General features: G+C 67.4%; 12 protein-coding genes. 6 read left to right on the forward strand and 6 right to left on the reverse strand.

Features of this window, described 5'->3' with window-relative positions:
- Positions 1-12: 12 nt before the first annotated feature.
- From NJD74_RS04895 to grxC, 6 genes are all read right to left on the reverse strand, one after another.
- On the reverse strand, positions 13-921 hold the full coding sequence (locus NJD74_RS04895; protein WP_070473760.1) for a LysR family transcriptional regulator: 909 nt from the start codon (positions 919-921) through the stop codon (positions 13-15).
- 57 nt (positions 922-978) lie between these two features.
- Positions 979-1722 (reverse strand): isochorismatase family cysteine hydrolase, encoded by a 744-nt coding sequence (locus NJD74_RS04900; RefSeq protein ID WP_319623788.1) that lies wholly within the window; start codon positions 1720-1722, stop codon positions 979-981.
- Between the two features lie 159 nt (positions 1723-1881).
- The gene (locus tag NJD74_RS04905) at positions 1882-2310 is read right to left on the reverse strand and encodes a hypothetical protein (RefSeq protein WP_019185810.1); all 429 of its coding nucleotides are present in this window, start codon (positions 2308-2310) and stop codon (positions 1882-1884) included.
- A gap of 132 nt (positions 2311-2442) precedes the next feature.
- Positions 2443-3450, reverse strand: coding sequence for an isocitrate dehydrogenase (locus NJD74_RS04910; RefSeq protein ID WP_292053412.1), 1008 nt, complete (start codon positions 3448-3450; stop codon positions 2443-2445).
- Between the two features lie 406 nt (positions 3451-3856).
- Positions 3857-4249 carry a carboxymuconolactone decarboxylase family protein gene (locus NJD74_RS04915; RefSeq protein WP_019185812.1) on the reverse strand — a complete coding sequence of 131 codons (393 nt, stop codon included), beginning with the start codon at positions 4247-4249 and terminating at the stop codon, positions 3857-3859.
- Positions 4246-4545 carry a glutaredoxin 3 gene (gene grxC / locus NJD74_RS04920; protein ID WP_019185813.1) on the reverse strand — a complete coding sequence of 100 codons (300 nt, stop codon included), beginning with the start codon at positions 4543-4545 and terminating at the stop codon, positions 4246-4248. Before grxC ends, NJD74_RS04915 begins: the two co-directional genes overlap by 4 nt.
- A gap of 141 nt (positions 4546-4686) precedes the next feature.
- Here grxC and NJD74_RS04925 point away from each other — a divergent pair, with 141 nt between their 5' ends.
- The 6 genes from NJD74_RS04925 (at position 4687) to NJD74_RS04950 (ending at position 15455) form a co-directional block, all read left to right on the forward strand.
- Positions 4687-6327 (forward strand): M48 family metalloprotease, encoded by a 1641-nt coding sequence (locus NJD74_RS04925; RefSeq protein ID WP_070426710.1) that lies wholly within the window; start codon positions 4687-4689, stop codon positions 6325-6327.
- A 132-nt stretch (positions 6328-6459) separates the two neighbouring features.
- Positions 6460-7149, forward strand: coding sequence for a phosphate regulon transcriptional regulator PhoB (gene phoB / locus NJD74_RS04930; protein WP_019185815.1), 690 nt, complete (start codon positions 6460-6462; stop codon positions 7147-7149).
- 98 nt (positions 7150-7247) lie between these two features.
- Positions 7248-8588 (forward strand): phosphate regulon sensor histidine kinase PhoR, encoded by a 1341-nt coding sequence (gene phoR / locus NJD74_RS04935; protein WP_070473754.1) that lies wholly within the window; start codon positions 7248-7250, stop codon positions 8586-8588.
- Positions 8585-10666 carry a polyphosphate kinase 1 gene (gene ppk1, locus NJD74_RS04940; protein ID WP_019185817.1) on the forward strand — a complete coding sequence of 694 codons (2082 nt, stop codon included), beginning with the start codon at positions 8585-8587 and terminating at the stop codon, positions 10664-10666. Before phoR ends, ppk1 begins: the two co-directional genes overlap by 4 nt.
- 122 nt (positions 10667-10788) lie before the next feature.
- Complete coding sequence (ppx, locus tag NJD74_RS04945) at positions 10789-12315, forward strand: exopolyphosphatase (RefSeq protein WP_019185818.1); 1527 nt, start codon at positions 10789-10791, stop codon at positions 12313-12315.
- 230 nt (positions 12316-12545) lie between these two features.
- The gene (locus NJD74_RS04950; protein ID WP_070473750.1) at positions 12546-15455 is read left to right on the forward strand and encodes a TonB-dependent receptor; all 2910 of its coding nucleotides are present in this window, start codon (positions 12546-12548) and stop codon (positions 15453-15455) included.
- Positions 15456-15597 lie beyond the last annotated feature (142 nt).

Consider the following 15597-nt stretch of genomic DNA (forward strand, 5'->3'; position numbering starts at 1 on the left):
CCTGGCAGGGTACTAGGCCGCCGCGCCGGCTTGCCCTGCGTAATGCGCGGCCAGATGCTCCACCAGCGCGCGCACCTTTGGCGCCAGCGAACGTGCGTGCGGATACAGCGCGAAGTAGCGGCGCTGCCCGGCATGCCAGCCGGGCAACACATGGATCAGGCGACCGGCGCGCAGATCGTCCTGCACGGTCAACGCGGTGAACAGGCTGATACCCATGCCGGCCCGCACTGCGGCATAGAGGGCGGGCGTGGCGTCCACGCGCAGCCGTTGGCCGGCCTCCACGCTGGCCTGCGCGCCCCGCGGGCCCTGCAGGTGCCAAGCGGTACTGGCCGCGCCGGGCTGGAACGCCAGCAGCGTGTGCGCCGGAAGGTCCGCCACCTGGCGCGGCAGGGCGTGCCGGGCCAGGTAAGCCGGTGCGGCCACCAGGATGCGCGGGCAGCACGCCAGCTCGCGGGCCACCAGTTGGCTGTCAGGCAGGCTGGCGGCAATGCGAAGCGCCATGTCGAAGCCACCGCCGACCACGTCCACCAGCTGGTCGTTGGCCGACAGATCCAGGCTTACCTGCGGATAGCGGGCCAGGAACCCCGGCAGCCACTGCGGCAATTCCTGGCTGGCCACCACCTGCGGCACGCTGATGCGCAGGCGCCCGCTCGGCGCTGCCTGGCCCGCGCGGGCGCGGTCGTCGGCCAGCTCCAGCCGCTCAAGCAGGGCTACGGCATCGCGGTAATAGTCGCGCCCGGCCTCGGTCAGCGACAGCCGCCGGGTGGTGCGATCGAGCAACCGGACCTGCAGGTGCTCTTCCAGCTGCCGCAGTTGCCGCGACAGGGAGGAGTGGGTGGTTCCCTGCCGCTCTGCGGCCGCACTGAAGCTGCCGGCCTCGACGATGGCGCGCAGCGCGCGCAGGGCGGCGAAGTGATCCATCGGCAGTCAGCTCCAGGCGAGTGGCAGGACCCGCCGGATGCGGGCCTGGCCAGCTTATCAAGCGCCCTTGCCCGCCTCGCGGACCGGCAGGGCCAGGATCGCGTCGGTGGCCATGACATCGCCGAACGCATCCTCGATCTGCGCCAGGGACGCCTCGTGCAGTGCGCGGTGGCCGATGCGCGTGCCGTCGGCCAGGTCGAGGTCGCGACTGGCGCTGGCATCGGACGCCACGAGGACACGGTAGCCGCGCGGCGCGGCAGCCGCGTCGCGGGCGGCCCCGACGACGCAGGCATGGGTCTGCAGGCCGGTGATGATCAACGTGTCGATGCCGGCCTGCTTGAGCACCGTATCCAGCGCCGCAGCCGAGGCGCCGGCGAACACACTGACGTTGTCCTTCTGGATGACGGTTTCGCCACTGCGCGGCTGCATGTCGCGATGGAAGGCGACGTTGACACTCCCCTGCGCGAACAGCGGCGCGCCCGCCGGCAGCACATGCTGCACGTGGATGACGCGGATGCCGTGGGCATCGGCGAAGTCGACCACGCGGCGGGTCTGGCGCAGTGCGGCCATGCCGTCGGGAATGACCATGCGGCCGCCGGCGAAACCTGGCGCGGCACGGGCATCGAAGTATTCGTTCTGGAAGTCGATCACCAGCACCGCGGTCTTCGCTGCGTCGAGCGAGGCGGGCACCGGGGCACCCGCCATGTGGCGGATGGTGGGATGGGACGGTTCAGCGGCAACAACCGGAGCGGTGGCAGCCATGCCGATCAGGCTGGCCAGGCCGAAGGCCGTGAGGTTCATGGGACGACTCCTGTGCGATGGAAAGTGGGCACAGGATGCGAGGCGGATGGCGCACGAACCAGCCATGGATTGACACATGATCTGTGCAGATTTCGAACCGACCGTTCGTGTGGAGTCGCGCCAGGCGCGACTGCTTTTCGTTGGGGCGCCCGTAAACGATCAGCCGCGCAGGGCTCGACTCGACGACGCCAGCGTGACGCCATTGAGCCGCACGATCACCGCGTCCTTTCGCCCTGGCACCACGTCGGCAGCGTTGCTGCCAGCGCGCACGGCACGTTCCAGGCCCGCCGGGTACTTCACCGGCACCCCTGCGAGGGTCTGCACATGCGCTGCCCCATTCTTGCCCCTGATGATGAACTCCGCGCAGGCGCCCTCCAGCCGGTACACCGGCGCCCCCGCCGGATATTCGATCAACTGCAGCGCGCGCGCTTCGCTGTGCCGCAGGTTGCGGATGGAGACCCCATGCGTCCGCAGGCGACGCAACGCGCGCTGCGAACGGGACCAGGGCCAGCAGAAGACGAAGTAGATGCCTACGCCAATCGCATAGACGGCAACAGCCGCCACCACCCACACAGCCGCATCAGGCATCTGCAAAAATCCTGTCGGTGAAAAGCCGCACTTTAAAACGCAGACGGGCCGTACAAGGACGGCCCGTCTTCAACAATGCGCAGCGTTGCCTGGCTACCGCCTGGGACAGCACCCAGCAAGAGCGCCGGCCGCTTACAGGCGGCTGGCGATGGCCTGGGCGAAGCCCATGGTGTTGCCGGTGCCACCCAGGTCGCCGGTCAGCGAGTCCTTGGCTTCCAGCGTGGCCACGATGGCCTTGCGCAGGCGCTCGGCGTTGTCGACCTGGCCGACATGGTCCAGCATCTGTGCGGCGGCCAGCAGCAGCGCGCACGGATTGGCCTTGCCCTGGCCGGCGATGTCCGGCGCGGTGCCGTGCACGGCTTCGAAGATCGCCGCGTTCTCACCGATGTTGGCGCCCGGGGCCAGGCCCAGGCCGCCGACCAGACCGGCACACAGGTCGGAGATGATGTCGCCGAACAGGTTGGTGGTCACGATCACATCGAACTGTTCCGGACGCATCACCAGCTGCATGCAGCAGTTGTCGACGATCATTTCCTGGAACTCGATGTCCGGGTACTTGGCGGCCACTTCACGCGCCACGGCCAGGAACAGGCCCGAGGTCGACTTGATGATGTTGGCCTTGTGCACGGCGGTGACCTTCTTGCGGCCGGTGCTGCGGGCCAGCTCGAAGGCGTAGCGCACGATGCGCTCGGAGCCCTTGCGGGTGATGCGGGTGCCGGAGAAGGCGGTCTCGCCATCGGCCGACACTTCCTGGCCTTCGGCCAGGTACGCGCCTTCGGTGTTCTCACGGACGGTGATCAGGTCCACGCCGTCGCCGAAACGCGACTTGGTGTTCGGGAAGGACACCGCCGGACGCACGTTGGCGTACAGGTCGAAGTGGCGACGCAGGCTGACGTTGATCGAGGTGAAGCCACCACCGACCGGCGTGGTCAGCGGGCTCTTCAGCGCGATCTTGTTGCGTGCGATCGATTCCAGCGTGGCCGCCGGCATCAGATCGCCGTGCTTCTCCAGCGCGACCAGGCCCGCGTCGGCGTCTTCATATTCAAAGCCGGTGTCCAGCTTGCCGAGCACGAACAGGGTAGCGTCCATGATCTCCGGGCCGATGCCGTCACCGCGGATGACCGTGATTTTCTGCGTCATTGATGTGTATTCCGAACCGAGGGGGGAGCGCCATCCGTGAGGTGCGCGAAGCGCGGGCGCAAGGGAAGTTTCATCGGCAATTATGCCTTACCCGCCCGATGGACCCCAAATGGGCCATTGGTCTTAGGCGGGCAAGGCAGCATTGCCCGCGCATTCCCCCTCTCCCCGCGCCGTTGGCGCGCCGCCATCAACAGAAGGGGGCTGTGCTCAAGACACGCGATCGGTAGTGCCGGCCGCTGGCCGGCAACCAGGGGTGGGCTGAACGACGGGGTAGCCACCGACCGTTGGTCGGTGGAACGGGATCTAGAACATGAACAGCGCACTGCCGGGCGCCGATATCGTCGGGGCGCCCAAGCAGCCGACCAACGGTCGGCTCTACCTCGGTGGGGCCGGGTCGGCCCCGACCTCAATGCTCGTGAACGGCCGGCGCTTCGGCGCCGCCTTCGAGCTGGTCCAGGAAATCGACCGCGCGGCGCAGGTGCGGGATCACGATCGAGCCGCCGACCACCAGGCCGACCGAGAAGGTCTCGAAGAACTCCTCACGGGTCACGCCGGCGTCCTTGCACTGGGCCACGTGGTAGCTGATGCAGTCATCGCAGCGCAGCACCATCGAGGCGACCAGGCCCAGCAGCTCCTTGGTCTTCACATCCAGCGCGCCGGCCTGGTAGGTCTGGGTGTCCAGCGCGAAGAAGCGGCGCACGACCTGGTTGGGTTCGCCCAGGATGCGCTGATTCATGCGCTGGCGGAACTCGGTGAATTCGGCGATACGGTCCTTGCTGCCGTCGTCGGCCGCGCTCATGCCGGGTCCTGCCCGGCCAGCAACGGCTCCAGCTTGCCAGCACGGTGCAGCGCCATCATGTCGTCGTAGCCGCCCACATGGACCTCGCCGACGAAGATCTGCGGCACGCTGGTGCGGCGGGTCTTGGCCATCATCTTCTCGCGCTCGACAGGGTCCAGGTCGATCCGGACCTCCGTCCAGTCGCGGCCCTTGCTCTTCAGGAAGTTCTTGGCGGCCACGCAGTACGGGCACACCGCGGTCGAGTAGATGGTGATGGCGGGAGCGCCACCGGGGGTGGAAACAGCATCTTGGCTCACGGGAAACTCCACAGCGGAACGTTGGTCTGTATATGGTAGCGGTCCGCTGGATTTTCCACGTCACCGTCGCAACACTGTGGTTTAACTGCAGGTTGCACTGGCCCTGTCACGCTGTCGTCCGCCTTCCCCCAGGAGCTCCGTTTGCGCCCTCTGCTGCTCTCTGCCGCCTTGACCCTGGCCCTGGCCGTACCGCTGGCCGGGGCCCAGGAAAGCAAGCTGCCGGACATCGGTTCTTCGGCCGGCGAGCTGCTGACCCCGGCACGGCAGGCCGAATACGGCGGGATGATGCTGCGCGAACTGCGCAACTATGGGTACCTGCTCGATGACCCGCTGGTCGATGACTGGCTGCAGACCATGGGCGCCCGGCTGGGCTCCAACAGCGCCCAGCCACGCCAGTCCTACACCTTCTTCATGCTCAAGGACCGGCAGATCAATGCCTTCGCGACCCTGGGCGGTTACATCGGGGTCAATGCGGGCCTGGTACTGACCGCCGAGCGCGAGGACGAGGTCGCCGCGGTGCTGTCCCACGAAATCGCCCACGTCACCCAGCAGCACGTGCTGCGCGGCGTCGAGCGCGCACAGCGCGACCAGATCCCGATCCTGCTCGGCATGCTTGCCGCGATCGTGGCCGCGCAGCAGGCCGGCGGCAACTCCTCCGGTGACGCCACCATGGCCGCGATCACTTCGGGCATGGGGCTGATGCAGCAGCGCCAGATCAATTACACCCGCTCCAACGAATCCGAGGCCGACCGCCTGGGCATCCGCACCCTGGCCCGCAGCGGCTATGACGTGGATGCCATGGCCGGCTTCTTCGAGCGCATGTCCGCCTCGATGCGTGGCAACCAGGGGGGCTACAGCGTCCCGGACTTCCTGCAGACCCACCCGGTCACCACCACCCGCATCAGCGAGGCCAAGGCCCGCGCCGAACAGATGAAGAAAGACACGGTGCTGCTGACCACCGAGGTGCCCGGCGGCGTCCGGCAGGAACGGGTGAACCCGTCCGACCCGGCGTTGTCCGATCCGCTGGTGCGGCGGAGCAACCCGTTGCTGCCGGCCTCGATGCAGATTTCGGTCAACTCGCTCAGCCGCGGCAGCACCGGTCAGTTCGAATGGGCGCGCGAGCGGCTGCGGGTGCTCAGCGCCGACACCCCGGGCGATGTCATCCGCGAATACGAAAGCCTGCAGCGCGCGCAGAAGAACGGGCTGACCGAACCACAGCGCTACGGGCTGGCCCTGGGCCGGCTGCGCAACAGTGCCGCCGCGCAGGCCAGCCGCGACCTGGCCGAGCTGCTGCGCGACCACCCGGACAACGTCTGGGTGGCACTGGCGCTGGGCGAGGCGGAGTCGCGCAGCGGCCAGCAGGCCCAGGCCAACGCCCGTTTCGAGACCCTGATGCGCCAGCACCCCGGCAGCCGCCCGGTCGCGTTGACCTACGCCACCATCCTCAATGAACAGGGCGGGCGCGAGGCCGGCCAGCGCGCGCAGGCGATGCTGCGCCCGATGCTGTCGCAAAGCGGCAATGATCCGGTCTTCCAGCAGCGCTTCGCCCGCGCCAGCGAATTGGCCGGGGATACCACCCGGGCCAGCGAGGCCTATGCCGAGGCGGCCTTCCTCAGCGGCCGGCCGGAGCAGGCCCTGATCCAGCTGCAGGCCCTGAAGCGGCAACCGGATCTGGACTACGTGGGCCGGGCCCGGGTCGATGCCCGGATCGAGAGCATCACCCCGACCGTGCTGGAAATGCGCCGCCAAGGCATCGACGACCCGGAACTGGACCGCCGCTGAGGCGCCGTTCAAGGGGTCGGGATGACGGTGGGATGGCGGTCAACGACGGGAACGGCCCCCTCGTCACAAACCTGTCATGAAACCGTAGTCTACTGGGCTCAATCCCGATCTGATGAGCAATACGGTGGGCACGTGCAGAAACGCATCCTGATCGTCGATGACGAACCCGCGATCCGCGAAATGGTCGCCTTTGCCCTGCGCAAGGGCGACTATGACCCGATCCATGCCGGCGACGCCCGCGAGGCGCAGACCGCCATCGCCGACCGCGTTCCGGACCTGATCCTGCTGGACTGGATGCTTCCGGGCACCAGCGGCCTGGACCTGGCCCGGCGCTGGCGCAAAGAAGCCCTCACCCGCGAGGTGCCGATCATCATGCTGACCGCGCGCGGGGAAGAGAACGACCGCGTCGGTGGCCTGGAGGCCGGTGTCGACGACTACGTGGTCAAGCCGTTCTCGGCGCGCGAACTGCTGGCCCGCATCCGTGCGGTCATGCGCCGTGCCCGCGACGATGACGAAGACGGCAGCGTGGCGGTCGGCACGATCCGCATCGACGGCGCCGCGCACCGCGTCTTCGCCGGCGATCAGCCGGTGCCGATCGGTCCGACCGAATACCGGCTGCTGCATTTCTTCATGACCCACCCTGAGCGCGTGTACACCCGTGCCCAGCTGCTGGATCACGTGTGGGGCGGCAGCGTGTACGTGGAGGAGCGCACCATCGATGTGCACATCCGCCGCCTGCGCAAGACGCTGGAGCCGTTCGGCGCGGAGAACATGGTGCAGACCGTGCGCGGCGCCGGCTACCGGTTCTCGACCTCGACCTGAGTCTCGTCGGGCCGGGACCTGGCGCGCATGCCTGGTTCCGGCCACTCCTGCTATAACCTTGGATCGAGTCCGAGGACCGCACCTTCTGCGAGACCGCAATGCCGCGCCACATCCGTTCTGCCTGGTTGAAAACGCTGGCCACCCTCGCCGCCCTGCTGCTCGCGGCCGGCTTGCTGGGCCTGGCAGTGGGACATGTGTGGATGTGCATCGCACTGGCCTCCATCGGCGCGCTGGCCTGGCATTACTGGCGCCTGCGCCGGGTGCTGCGTGGGCTCACCGCGCGCCATCGCTGGGACATGGGCGACGGCACCGGCGTGTGGAACGAGCTGGACCGCCTGCTCTACCGCAATCAGTGGGAAATGCGCACACGCAAGCGCCGCCTGCTCGACATGCTGCGCAGTTATCGCGCCGCCGCCGCGGCACTGCCCGATGCCGTGGTGGTGGTGGACCGCAACAGCCAGCGCGTGCAGTGGTTCAACGAAGCGGCCACCTCGCTGCTCGGCCTGCATCATCCAGGCGATCTCGGCGAGGCGCTGGTCGAACGCCTGCAGCCGATGCCGCTGGCCCACTGGCTGGCCGGTGGCCGCAATGCCGAACCCATCCTGGACGTGCCCTCGCCGGTCGATCCGGCGATCCGCCTCAACCTGCGCCTGATTCCCTACTCGCCGGACTACTGGCTGCTGATCGCGCGAGACGTCAGCAAGCTGCTGCGGCTGGAACAGGTCCGCCGCGACTTCGTGGCCAACGTTTCGCATGAACTGCGCACGCCACTGACCGTGGTGCATGGCTACCTGGACATGATGGACCCGGAGGACTTCCCCGGCACCGGCCCGATGCTGGAGGAAATGCGCAAGCAGTCCCAGCGCATGGCGCAGCTGGTCGAAGACCTGCTCACCCTGTCGCGGCTGGAATCGCAGGAGCACACCGAAGCTGAGGCCGTGGCGATGACGCCGATGCTGGCCACGCTGCGCCGTGAAGCCGAAGCGCACAGCCAGGGCCGCCACCAGATCAGCATCATCGATACGGCCGGAGTGGACCTGCAGGGCTCCAACAAGGAACTGCACAGCGCGTTCTCCAACCTGGTCACCAATGCCGTGCGCTACACCCCGGCCGGTGGCCGCGTGGAAGTGGAGTTCGCCCGCGAAGGGGATGGCGTGGTGCTGTCGGTGCGTGACACCGGCTACGGCATCCCGGCCAACCATCTGCCGCGCCTGACCGAACGCTTCTACCGGGTGTCCAGCAGCCGCTCGCGCGAGAGCGGCGGCACCGGCCTGGGGCTGTCGATCGTCAAACACATTCTGGGGCTGCACCATGCCCGCCTGGACATCCAGAGCGAAGTCGGCAAGGGCAGCACGTTCTCCTGCCATTTCGATGCCGACCAGGTGCGTGCGCGCTCCGAGGTCGCCTCCCTTCCTTCCGCCGAAGACTTTTCCGCATGAGTACTCCTGTTCCCGTCGCCGTACCCGTGGACGGCGATCTGCTGCGCGACCCGGCGCTGTACATCAACCGTGAACTGTCGCAGCTGGATTTCAATTTCCGCGTGCTGGCCCAGGCCATGGACCCGCAGGTGCCGCTGCTGGAGCGCCTGCGCTTCATGTGCATCTCCTGCACCAACCTGGACGAGTTCTTCGAGATCCGCGCGGCCGCCGTGCGCCATGCGCAGGAGTTCGGCCTGCCGCCGGCGCCGGATGGCATGACGCCGCAGGCGATCCTCAATGCGATCCACGACCGCGCCGCACAGCTGGTGGACCAGCAGTACCGCTGCTGGAACGAAACGCTGCGCCCGGCGCTGCACGAGGCAGGCATCGACGTACTCGGCCGGCACTCCTGGAACCACCGCCAGAAACGCTGGCTGCGCGCGTATTTCCGCAACGAGATCATGCCGGTGCTGTCCCCGCTCGGCCTGGATCCCTCGCACCCGTTCCCGAAGATCCTCAACAAATCGCTGAACATCGTGGTGGTGCTCAAGGGCACCGACGCGTTTGGCCGCGCCGGGCACCTGGCGATCGTGCGTGCACCGCGCTCGCTGCCGCGCATCATCCAGCTGCCGGAGCAACTCGGCGGCCCGCAGACCTTCGTGTTCCTGTCCTCGGTGCTGTCGACCTTCGTCGATGAGATGTTCCCGGGCATGGAAGTCCAGGGGGCCTACCAGTTCCGCGTGACCCGCAATTCCGAGCTGGTGGTGGACGAGGAAGAGGTCGAGAACCTCGCCCTGGCGTTGCGCGATGAACTGGTCGACCGTGGCTACCGCCCGGCGGTCCGGCTGGAGATCGCGCAGGACTGCCCGCGCGACATCGTGCGCACCCTGCTGCAGAACTTCGGGCTGACCGAAAACGCGGTCTACCGTATCGACGGCCCGGTCAACCTCAACCGCGTGATCCAGCTGTACGACGTGATCCAGCGGCCGGAACTGAAGTACCCCGCCCTGAGCCCGCGCACGCTGCGCGACAGCGACGGGATCTTCGAGATCGTCGCGCGCCGGGACGTGCTGCTGCACCATCCCTTCGATGCGTTCACCGCGGTGCTGGATGTGATCAAGCAGGCCGCCGTCGACCCCAACGTGCTGGCGATCAAGCAGACGCTGTACCGCACCGGCAAGGACTCGCTGATCGTGGACGCGCTGATCCAGGCGGCCCGCAACGGCAAGGACGTCACCGTGGTGGTCGAGCTGCGCGCGCGCTTCGATGAGGAGGCCAACCTCGGCCTCGCCGACCGTCTGCAGGAAGCCGGCGTGCAGGTCGTCTACGGCGTGGTCGGGTTCAAGACCCACGCCAAGATGCTGCTGATCGTGCGCCGCGAAGGCCGCAAGCTGCGCCGCTATGTCCACCTGGGTACCGGCAACTATCACAGCGGCACCGCACGCGCGTATACCGACCTGAGCCTGATCACCGCCGATGCGGACATCGGCAACGATGTGCATCTGCTGTTCCAGCAGTTGTCCGGGCTGGCCCCGCGGATGAAGCTCAAGCGCCTGCTGCAGTCGCCCTTCACCCTGCACCCGGGCCTGCTGCAGCGGATCGAGCGCGAAACGCGGCTGGCTGCGAGCGGGCGCCCCGGGCGGATCATCGCCAAGATGAACGCCCTCAACGAACCGCAGATGATCCGCGCGCTGTATGCCGCTTCGCAGGCCGGCGTGCAGATCGACCTGATCGTGCGCGGCGCCTGCACCCTGCGCCCCGGGGTGCCCGGCGTCTCGGACAACATCCGGGTGCGCTCGATCGTAGGCCGTTTCCTGGAGCACAGCCGGGTCTACTGGTTCGGCAATGACGGCGCCTCGGAGCTGTTCTGCGCCAGCGCGGACTGGCTGGAACGCAACCTGCTGCGCCGGGTCGAGACCTGTTTCCCGATCCTGGACCCGGAGCTGGCGCGCAAGGTCTACCGCGATGTGCTGCAGAACTACCTCGACGACAACCTCAACGCCTGGGAGCTGCAGGCCGACGGCGGCTACATCAAGTGCACGCCGGGCCATGACGAGCCGCCGCATGCGGCGCAGATGGCCTTGCTGCAGGGTCTGTAGGTACCGACCGTTGGTCGGTACGCGGTCATTGCCTGCCCCTTCGATGCGACCGGTCGTCGCAGCCTGCCCATGTGAAGGGCGCGCGGTGACTTCGCGACCCACCGTTCGGCTAACATTCGCAAATGCCGCATACCTCCACGACACCGCCCGCCCTGCAGGATGGCGACCTGCTCGCCGCCATCGACCTGGGATCCAACAGCTTCCACATGGTCATCGCGCGATACACCCTCGGGCAGTTGCGGGTGGTCGACCGCCTGCGCGAGACCGTACGCATGGCCGACGGCCTGGATGGCAAGGGCGGCCTGTCCGCCGAAGCCCGCCAGCGCGCGCTGGAATGCCTGGCCCGGTTCGGCCAGCGCATCCGCGCGATCCCCTCGGTGCGGGTCCGCGCCCTGGCCACCAATACGGTCCGCCAGCTGCGCTCGCCGCAGGCCTTCCTGATGCCGGCCGAAACCGCGCTCGGGCATGCCATCGAAGTGGTCAGCGGCCGCGAGGAGGCGCGCCTGATCTACCTGGGCGTGGCCCATGCGCAGCCGCCCAAGCCGGACCAGCGCCGGCTGGTGATCGACATCGGTGGCGGCTCCACGGAGTTCATCATCGGCCAGGGCATGCAGACCCTGGAGCGCGAAAGCCTGCAGGCCGGCTGCATCGCCAGCACGCGGCGCTTCTTCCCCGGCGGCAAGCTGAGCAAGAAGCGCTGGAAGGACGCACTGACCGAGATCGGCGCGGAGTTCCAGCAGTTCGCCAACAAGTACCGCGCGCTGGGCTGGCACGAAGCGCTGGGCTCGTCGGGCACGCACAAGGCGATCAGCGAAATCTGCGCCACCATGAAGCTCAGCAAGGGCGCGATCACCGCCGAGGCTTTGCCGCAGCTGCGTGATGAGCTGCTCAAGGCCAAGCGCATCGAGGACATCAATCTGCCGGGGCTGTCCGCCGATCGCCGCCCGATCATCGCCGGCGGCATCCTGGTGCTCGAGGCGGCCTTCCAGGCGCTGGGGCTGCAGAAGCTGCTGGTGAGCAAGGCGGCGATGCGCGAAGGCATCCTGTACGACATCCTCGGCCGCGCCAGCGAGAACGACCTGCGCGACGAGTCGGTCGCGGCCCTGACCCAGCGCTACGGCATCGATACCGTCCAGGCCGATCGCGTGGAGAACACCGCGATGAACCTGCTGGCCCAGGTCGAGGAAAGCTGGCAGCTGGACCCGGACGATGCGCGCATGCTCGGCTGGTCCGCGCGCCTGCACGAGCTTGGCCTGATGATCGCGCACAGCGGTTACCACGTGCATGGCAGCTACGTGCTGGAGAACTCGGACATCGCCGGCTTCTCGCGGCAGGAACAGCAGCTGCTCGCCGCGCTCGTGCGCAGCCATCGCCGCAATATTTCCAAGTCCGCCTTCGATGCGCTGCCCGAGCGTCTGCTGCAACCGGCACGGCGCATGACCGCCCTGTTGCGCCTGGCAGTGCTGCTCAACCGCGCGCACGAAGACACGCCGATGCCGAAGCTGGAATTGACCGCCGAGGACGCGCGCCTGTCGTTGATCCTGCCGCAGGCGTACATCGATGCGCGTCCGCTGCTGCGTGCGGACCTGATCGGGGAAACCGAAGGCATGGCCGGGCTCGGTGTGCAGTTCCGCCCCTTTGTTGCCTGACGCTTTCTACCCGCTTCCAAACGTGCGTCTGCAGCAATTCGTGGACTGAATTCGCAGAACGCACGGCCCATGACGTATTTGTGAGAACGCCCTCACATGTCCTTCATGAACGCTTAACGAATCGATCTACTCTCGGGACACCGGCCTTCATTGGGCTGGATTTTTGAAGAAGGCGGTACTTGGGTCCGCCGACTTCTTGGACGTCGTTCCGATTAGAGAGAGAGTCGATCATGTCTTCATCCACTACCCCGCTGGGGCAGGCGATCCGCCTGGCCCTGGTCGCCGGCACCGCTGGCCTGGCTTCCACCGCCGTCCTCGCCCAGGACGCCACCCCGACCACCCTGGACCGCATCGAGATCACCGGCTCGCGCATCCGCCAGGTCGATGTCGAGTCCGCCCAGCCGGTGCTCGCGATCAGCCGCGCCGACATCGAGCGGCAGGGCTTCAGTTCAGTTGCCGACATCCTGCAGAACCTGACCGCGGTCGGCAGCCCGGCGCTGAGCCGCTCCAACGTGCTCGCTGCCGGCGAAAATGCCGGCGGCACCTACATCGACATGCGCAACCTGGGCGCGCAACGCACTCTGGTGCTGATCAACGGCAAGCGTCTGGGCATCAATACCGGCGGCTACCAGGACATCTCCAGCGTGCCGGTCTCGGCGATCGAACGCATGGAGGTGCTGAAGGATGGCGCCTCGGCGATCTATGGCTCGGACGCCATGGCCGGCGTGATCAACATCATCACCCGCAGCAACGTCAGCGGCGTGACCGCCAACGTCTACCAGGGCCAGTACAGCCAGGGCGATGGCGCGCGCACCAGTGTCGATGTGGTGGCCGGCTGGTCCAACGACCGCGCCTCGTTGACCTTCTCGGCCGAGCACACCGAAGAGAAGGGCGTCTGGGCACGCAACCGCTGGTTCAGCGAATTCCCGAACACCACCCGCCACCCCGGCGACAACTGGACCCAGCTCAGCCAGTGGGGCCAGATCACTGGCCTGAGGGGCCCGGGCTGCACCGCCGCGGCGGGCTGCAATTATTCGCTGGATCGCGGCGCCGACCCGACCAACCCGGCCAACTACCATCTCAGCGATCTGACCCCGTTCACCGGTGATGTCAGCAACGCACAGGAGCAGATGCACCTGATCTCGCCGCTCAAGCGCGATTCGCTGTTCCTCGATGGCCGCCTGGACCTGACCGATGACATCCGCCTGACCACCCAGCTGGGCTACAACAAGCGCACATCCACGCGCCAGGTGGCCGGCTATCCGCTGCAGTCCGCCACCGCCGGTATCGGGCGGATGTCGGCCGACAGCTGGTTCAATCCGTTCGGCAACCACCACGGCTATGACACCCCCACCGACATCGCCTGGAACCGCCGCGCCTGGGAGGTTCCGCGGGTCAGCACCAGCGAGCTGACCACCTGGCGCGCCGTGGCCGCGCTGGAAGGCAGCTTCGAGGTGGGCGAGCGGTACTTCGATTGGGAAGTGGGCTACCAGTACAACCGCAGCGAACTGCTGCAGCGGTCGACCGGCAATCTGCACAAGGAACGGGTCAAGAACGCGGTCGGCCCGTCGTATTACAACGAGGCCACCGGCAAGGTGGAATGTGGCGTCCCGGGCGCACCGATCGCGGGCTGCATGCCGTGGAACCCGCTGGCGCCGTATGGCAGCAACGACCCCAATGGGCTGAGCGGCAACCAGGCCCTGATCGACCATCTGTTCCCGCCGGAAATCACGCGCGGCAAGACCACCACCCGCAATGCGTTCGCCAGCATCGCCGGTACGGTGATGACCCTGCCGGCCGGTGATCTGGGCTTCGCCTTCGGCGTGGAAACGCGCAAGGAGGCCGGTGAGTTCATCCCCGATGCGCTGGCCCAGAGCGGTGCCACCACCAACCTGGCCGCCGGCCCGACCGGGGGCGGCTACAAGGTCAATGAGGCCTACCTGGAGCTGAGCGTGCCGATCCTGGCCGACCTGCCGGGTGCGCGCGAGCTGAGCCTGAGCGCCGCCACCCGCCACTCGGACTACAGCACCTTCGGCACCACCCTCAACAGCAAGTTCGGCTTCAAGTGGAAGCCGATCGAGCAGTTGCTGGTGCGCGGCACGTGGGCGCAGGGCTTCCGCGCGCCGACCATCTCCGATCTGTATGGCGGCGGTTCGGAAACCTTCACCACCGGCTACCGTGACCCCTGCGACACCGTCTACGGGGCCTCGGCCAGCAGTGCCGAGGTGCGCGCCCGGTGCGCCGCCGACATCGCCAATGCCGACGCCTACCGCCAGCTGCGCCAGGGCGGCGTGCCGATCACCAGCAGCAGCGACCAGACCCCGGTGCCGTTCACCAACGGCTCCAACCCCGACCTGCAGCCGGAAACCTCGACCAGCCGCACGCTGGGCCTGGTCTGGAGCCCGTCCTTCGTGCCCCACCTCAACGTGGCGCTGGACTGGTGGAAGGTCCGCATCGACAACACCATCGTCAACGATCACCCCAACGACATGCTGCGCGACTGCTATGAGCAGGGCATCACCTCGCGCTGCAGCGGCTTCACCCGCGATCCGGTCACCGGCATCGTGGACCAGTTGACGTACGGCAGGCGCAACTCCGGTTTCCTGGAAACCGAAGGCTACGACCTGGAGCTGAGCCACCACCTGGATACCCGCCATGGCAAGTTGAGCACGGGATGGACGACGACCTATGTCAGTTCCTACCTCGAGCGCACCACCAACGACGCTGATGTGGTGCCCGAAACGAAAAACGGCATCGGCAGCGGCTTCCGCGTGCGCTCCAACCTGACCCTGGGCTGGGACGTGGGCAACTTCGGCGCCAGCTGGACCGCCCGCTACTACTCCGGCGTCAAGGAACGCTGCATCAACGCACGAGCCCGACCGGACGAGTGCTCCGACCCCGGCGTGCAGGCCCCGTGGTATGCCGGCTCGCGTGACTACAACGAGCGCGGCTCGGTCACCTTCCACGACGTGCAGTTCCGCTACTCCCTGCCGTGGGACGCCACCGTCTCGGTCGGTGCCAACAACGTGTTCGAGAAGTACGGCCCGATCATGTACACCCAGCCGAACTCGACGTTCTCGTACTACGGCGGTTACGACATCGGCCGCTTCCTGTACATGAAGTACCAGCAGCGTTTCTGATCGCCGCCCGGTAACCTCGCTTGATCACCACGGCCCTTCGGGGCCGTGGTGTTTTTCTGCCGGCGTGCGCGTCATGCCGGCGTCATACGGCGGTCATGTCGGCTACATCGCCCGGCCCCAGCATGCGTGGCATACCGGAGGC

The sequence above is a fragment of the Stenotrophomonas sp. RG-453 genome (assembly GCF_033843685.1).
GTDB lineage: Bacteria > Pseudomonadota > Gammaproteobacteria > Xanthomonadales > Xanthomonadaceae > Stenotrophomonas > Stenotrophomonas bentonitica_A.

Excerpts from the sequence above, each read along its gene's own strand:
- NJD74_RS04895 (WP_070473760.1), bottom strand. The coding sequence starts at position 921 with ATGGATCACTTCGCCGCCCTGCGCGCGCTGCGCGCCATCGTCGAGGCC.
- NJD74_RS04900 (WP_319623788.1), bottom strand. The coding sequence starts at position 1,722 with ATGAACCTCACGGCCTTCGGCCTGGCCAGCCTGATCGGCATGGCTGCC.
- NJD74_RS04905 (WP_019185810.1), bottom strand. The coding sequence starts at position 2,310 with ATGCCTGATGCGGCTGTGTGGGTGGTGGCGGCTGTTGCCGTCTATGCG.
- NJD74_RS04910 (WP_292053412.1), bottom strand. The coding sequence starts at position 3,450 with ATGACGCAGAAAATCACGGTCATCCGCGGTGACGGCATCGGCCCGGAG.
- NJD74_RS04915 (WP_019185812.1), bottom strand. The coding sequence starts at position 4,249 with ATGAGCGCGGCCGACGACGGCAGCAAGGACCGTATCGCCGAATTCACC.
- phoR (WP_070473754.1), top strand. The coding sequence starts at position 7,248 with ATGCCGCGCCACATCCGTTCTGCCTGGTTGAAAACGCTGGCCACCCTC.
- ppk1 (WP_019185817.1), top strand. The coding sequence starts at position 8,585 with ATGAGTACTCCTGTTCCCGTCGCCGTACCCGTGGACGGCGATCTGCTG.
- ppx (WP_019185818.1), top strand. The coding sequence starts at position 10,789 with ATGCCGCATACCTCCACGACACCGCCCGCCCTGCAGGATGGCGACCTG.
- NJD74_RS04950 (WP_070473750.1), top strand. The coding sequence starts at position 12,546 with ATGTCTTCATCCACTACCCCGCTGGGGCAGGCGATCCGCCTGGCCCTG.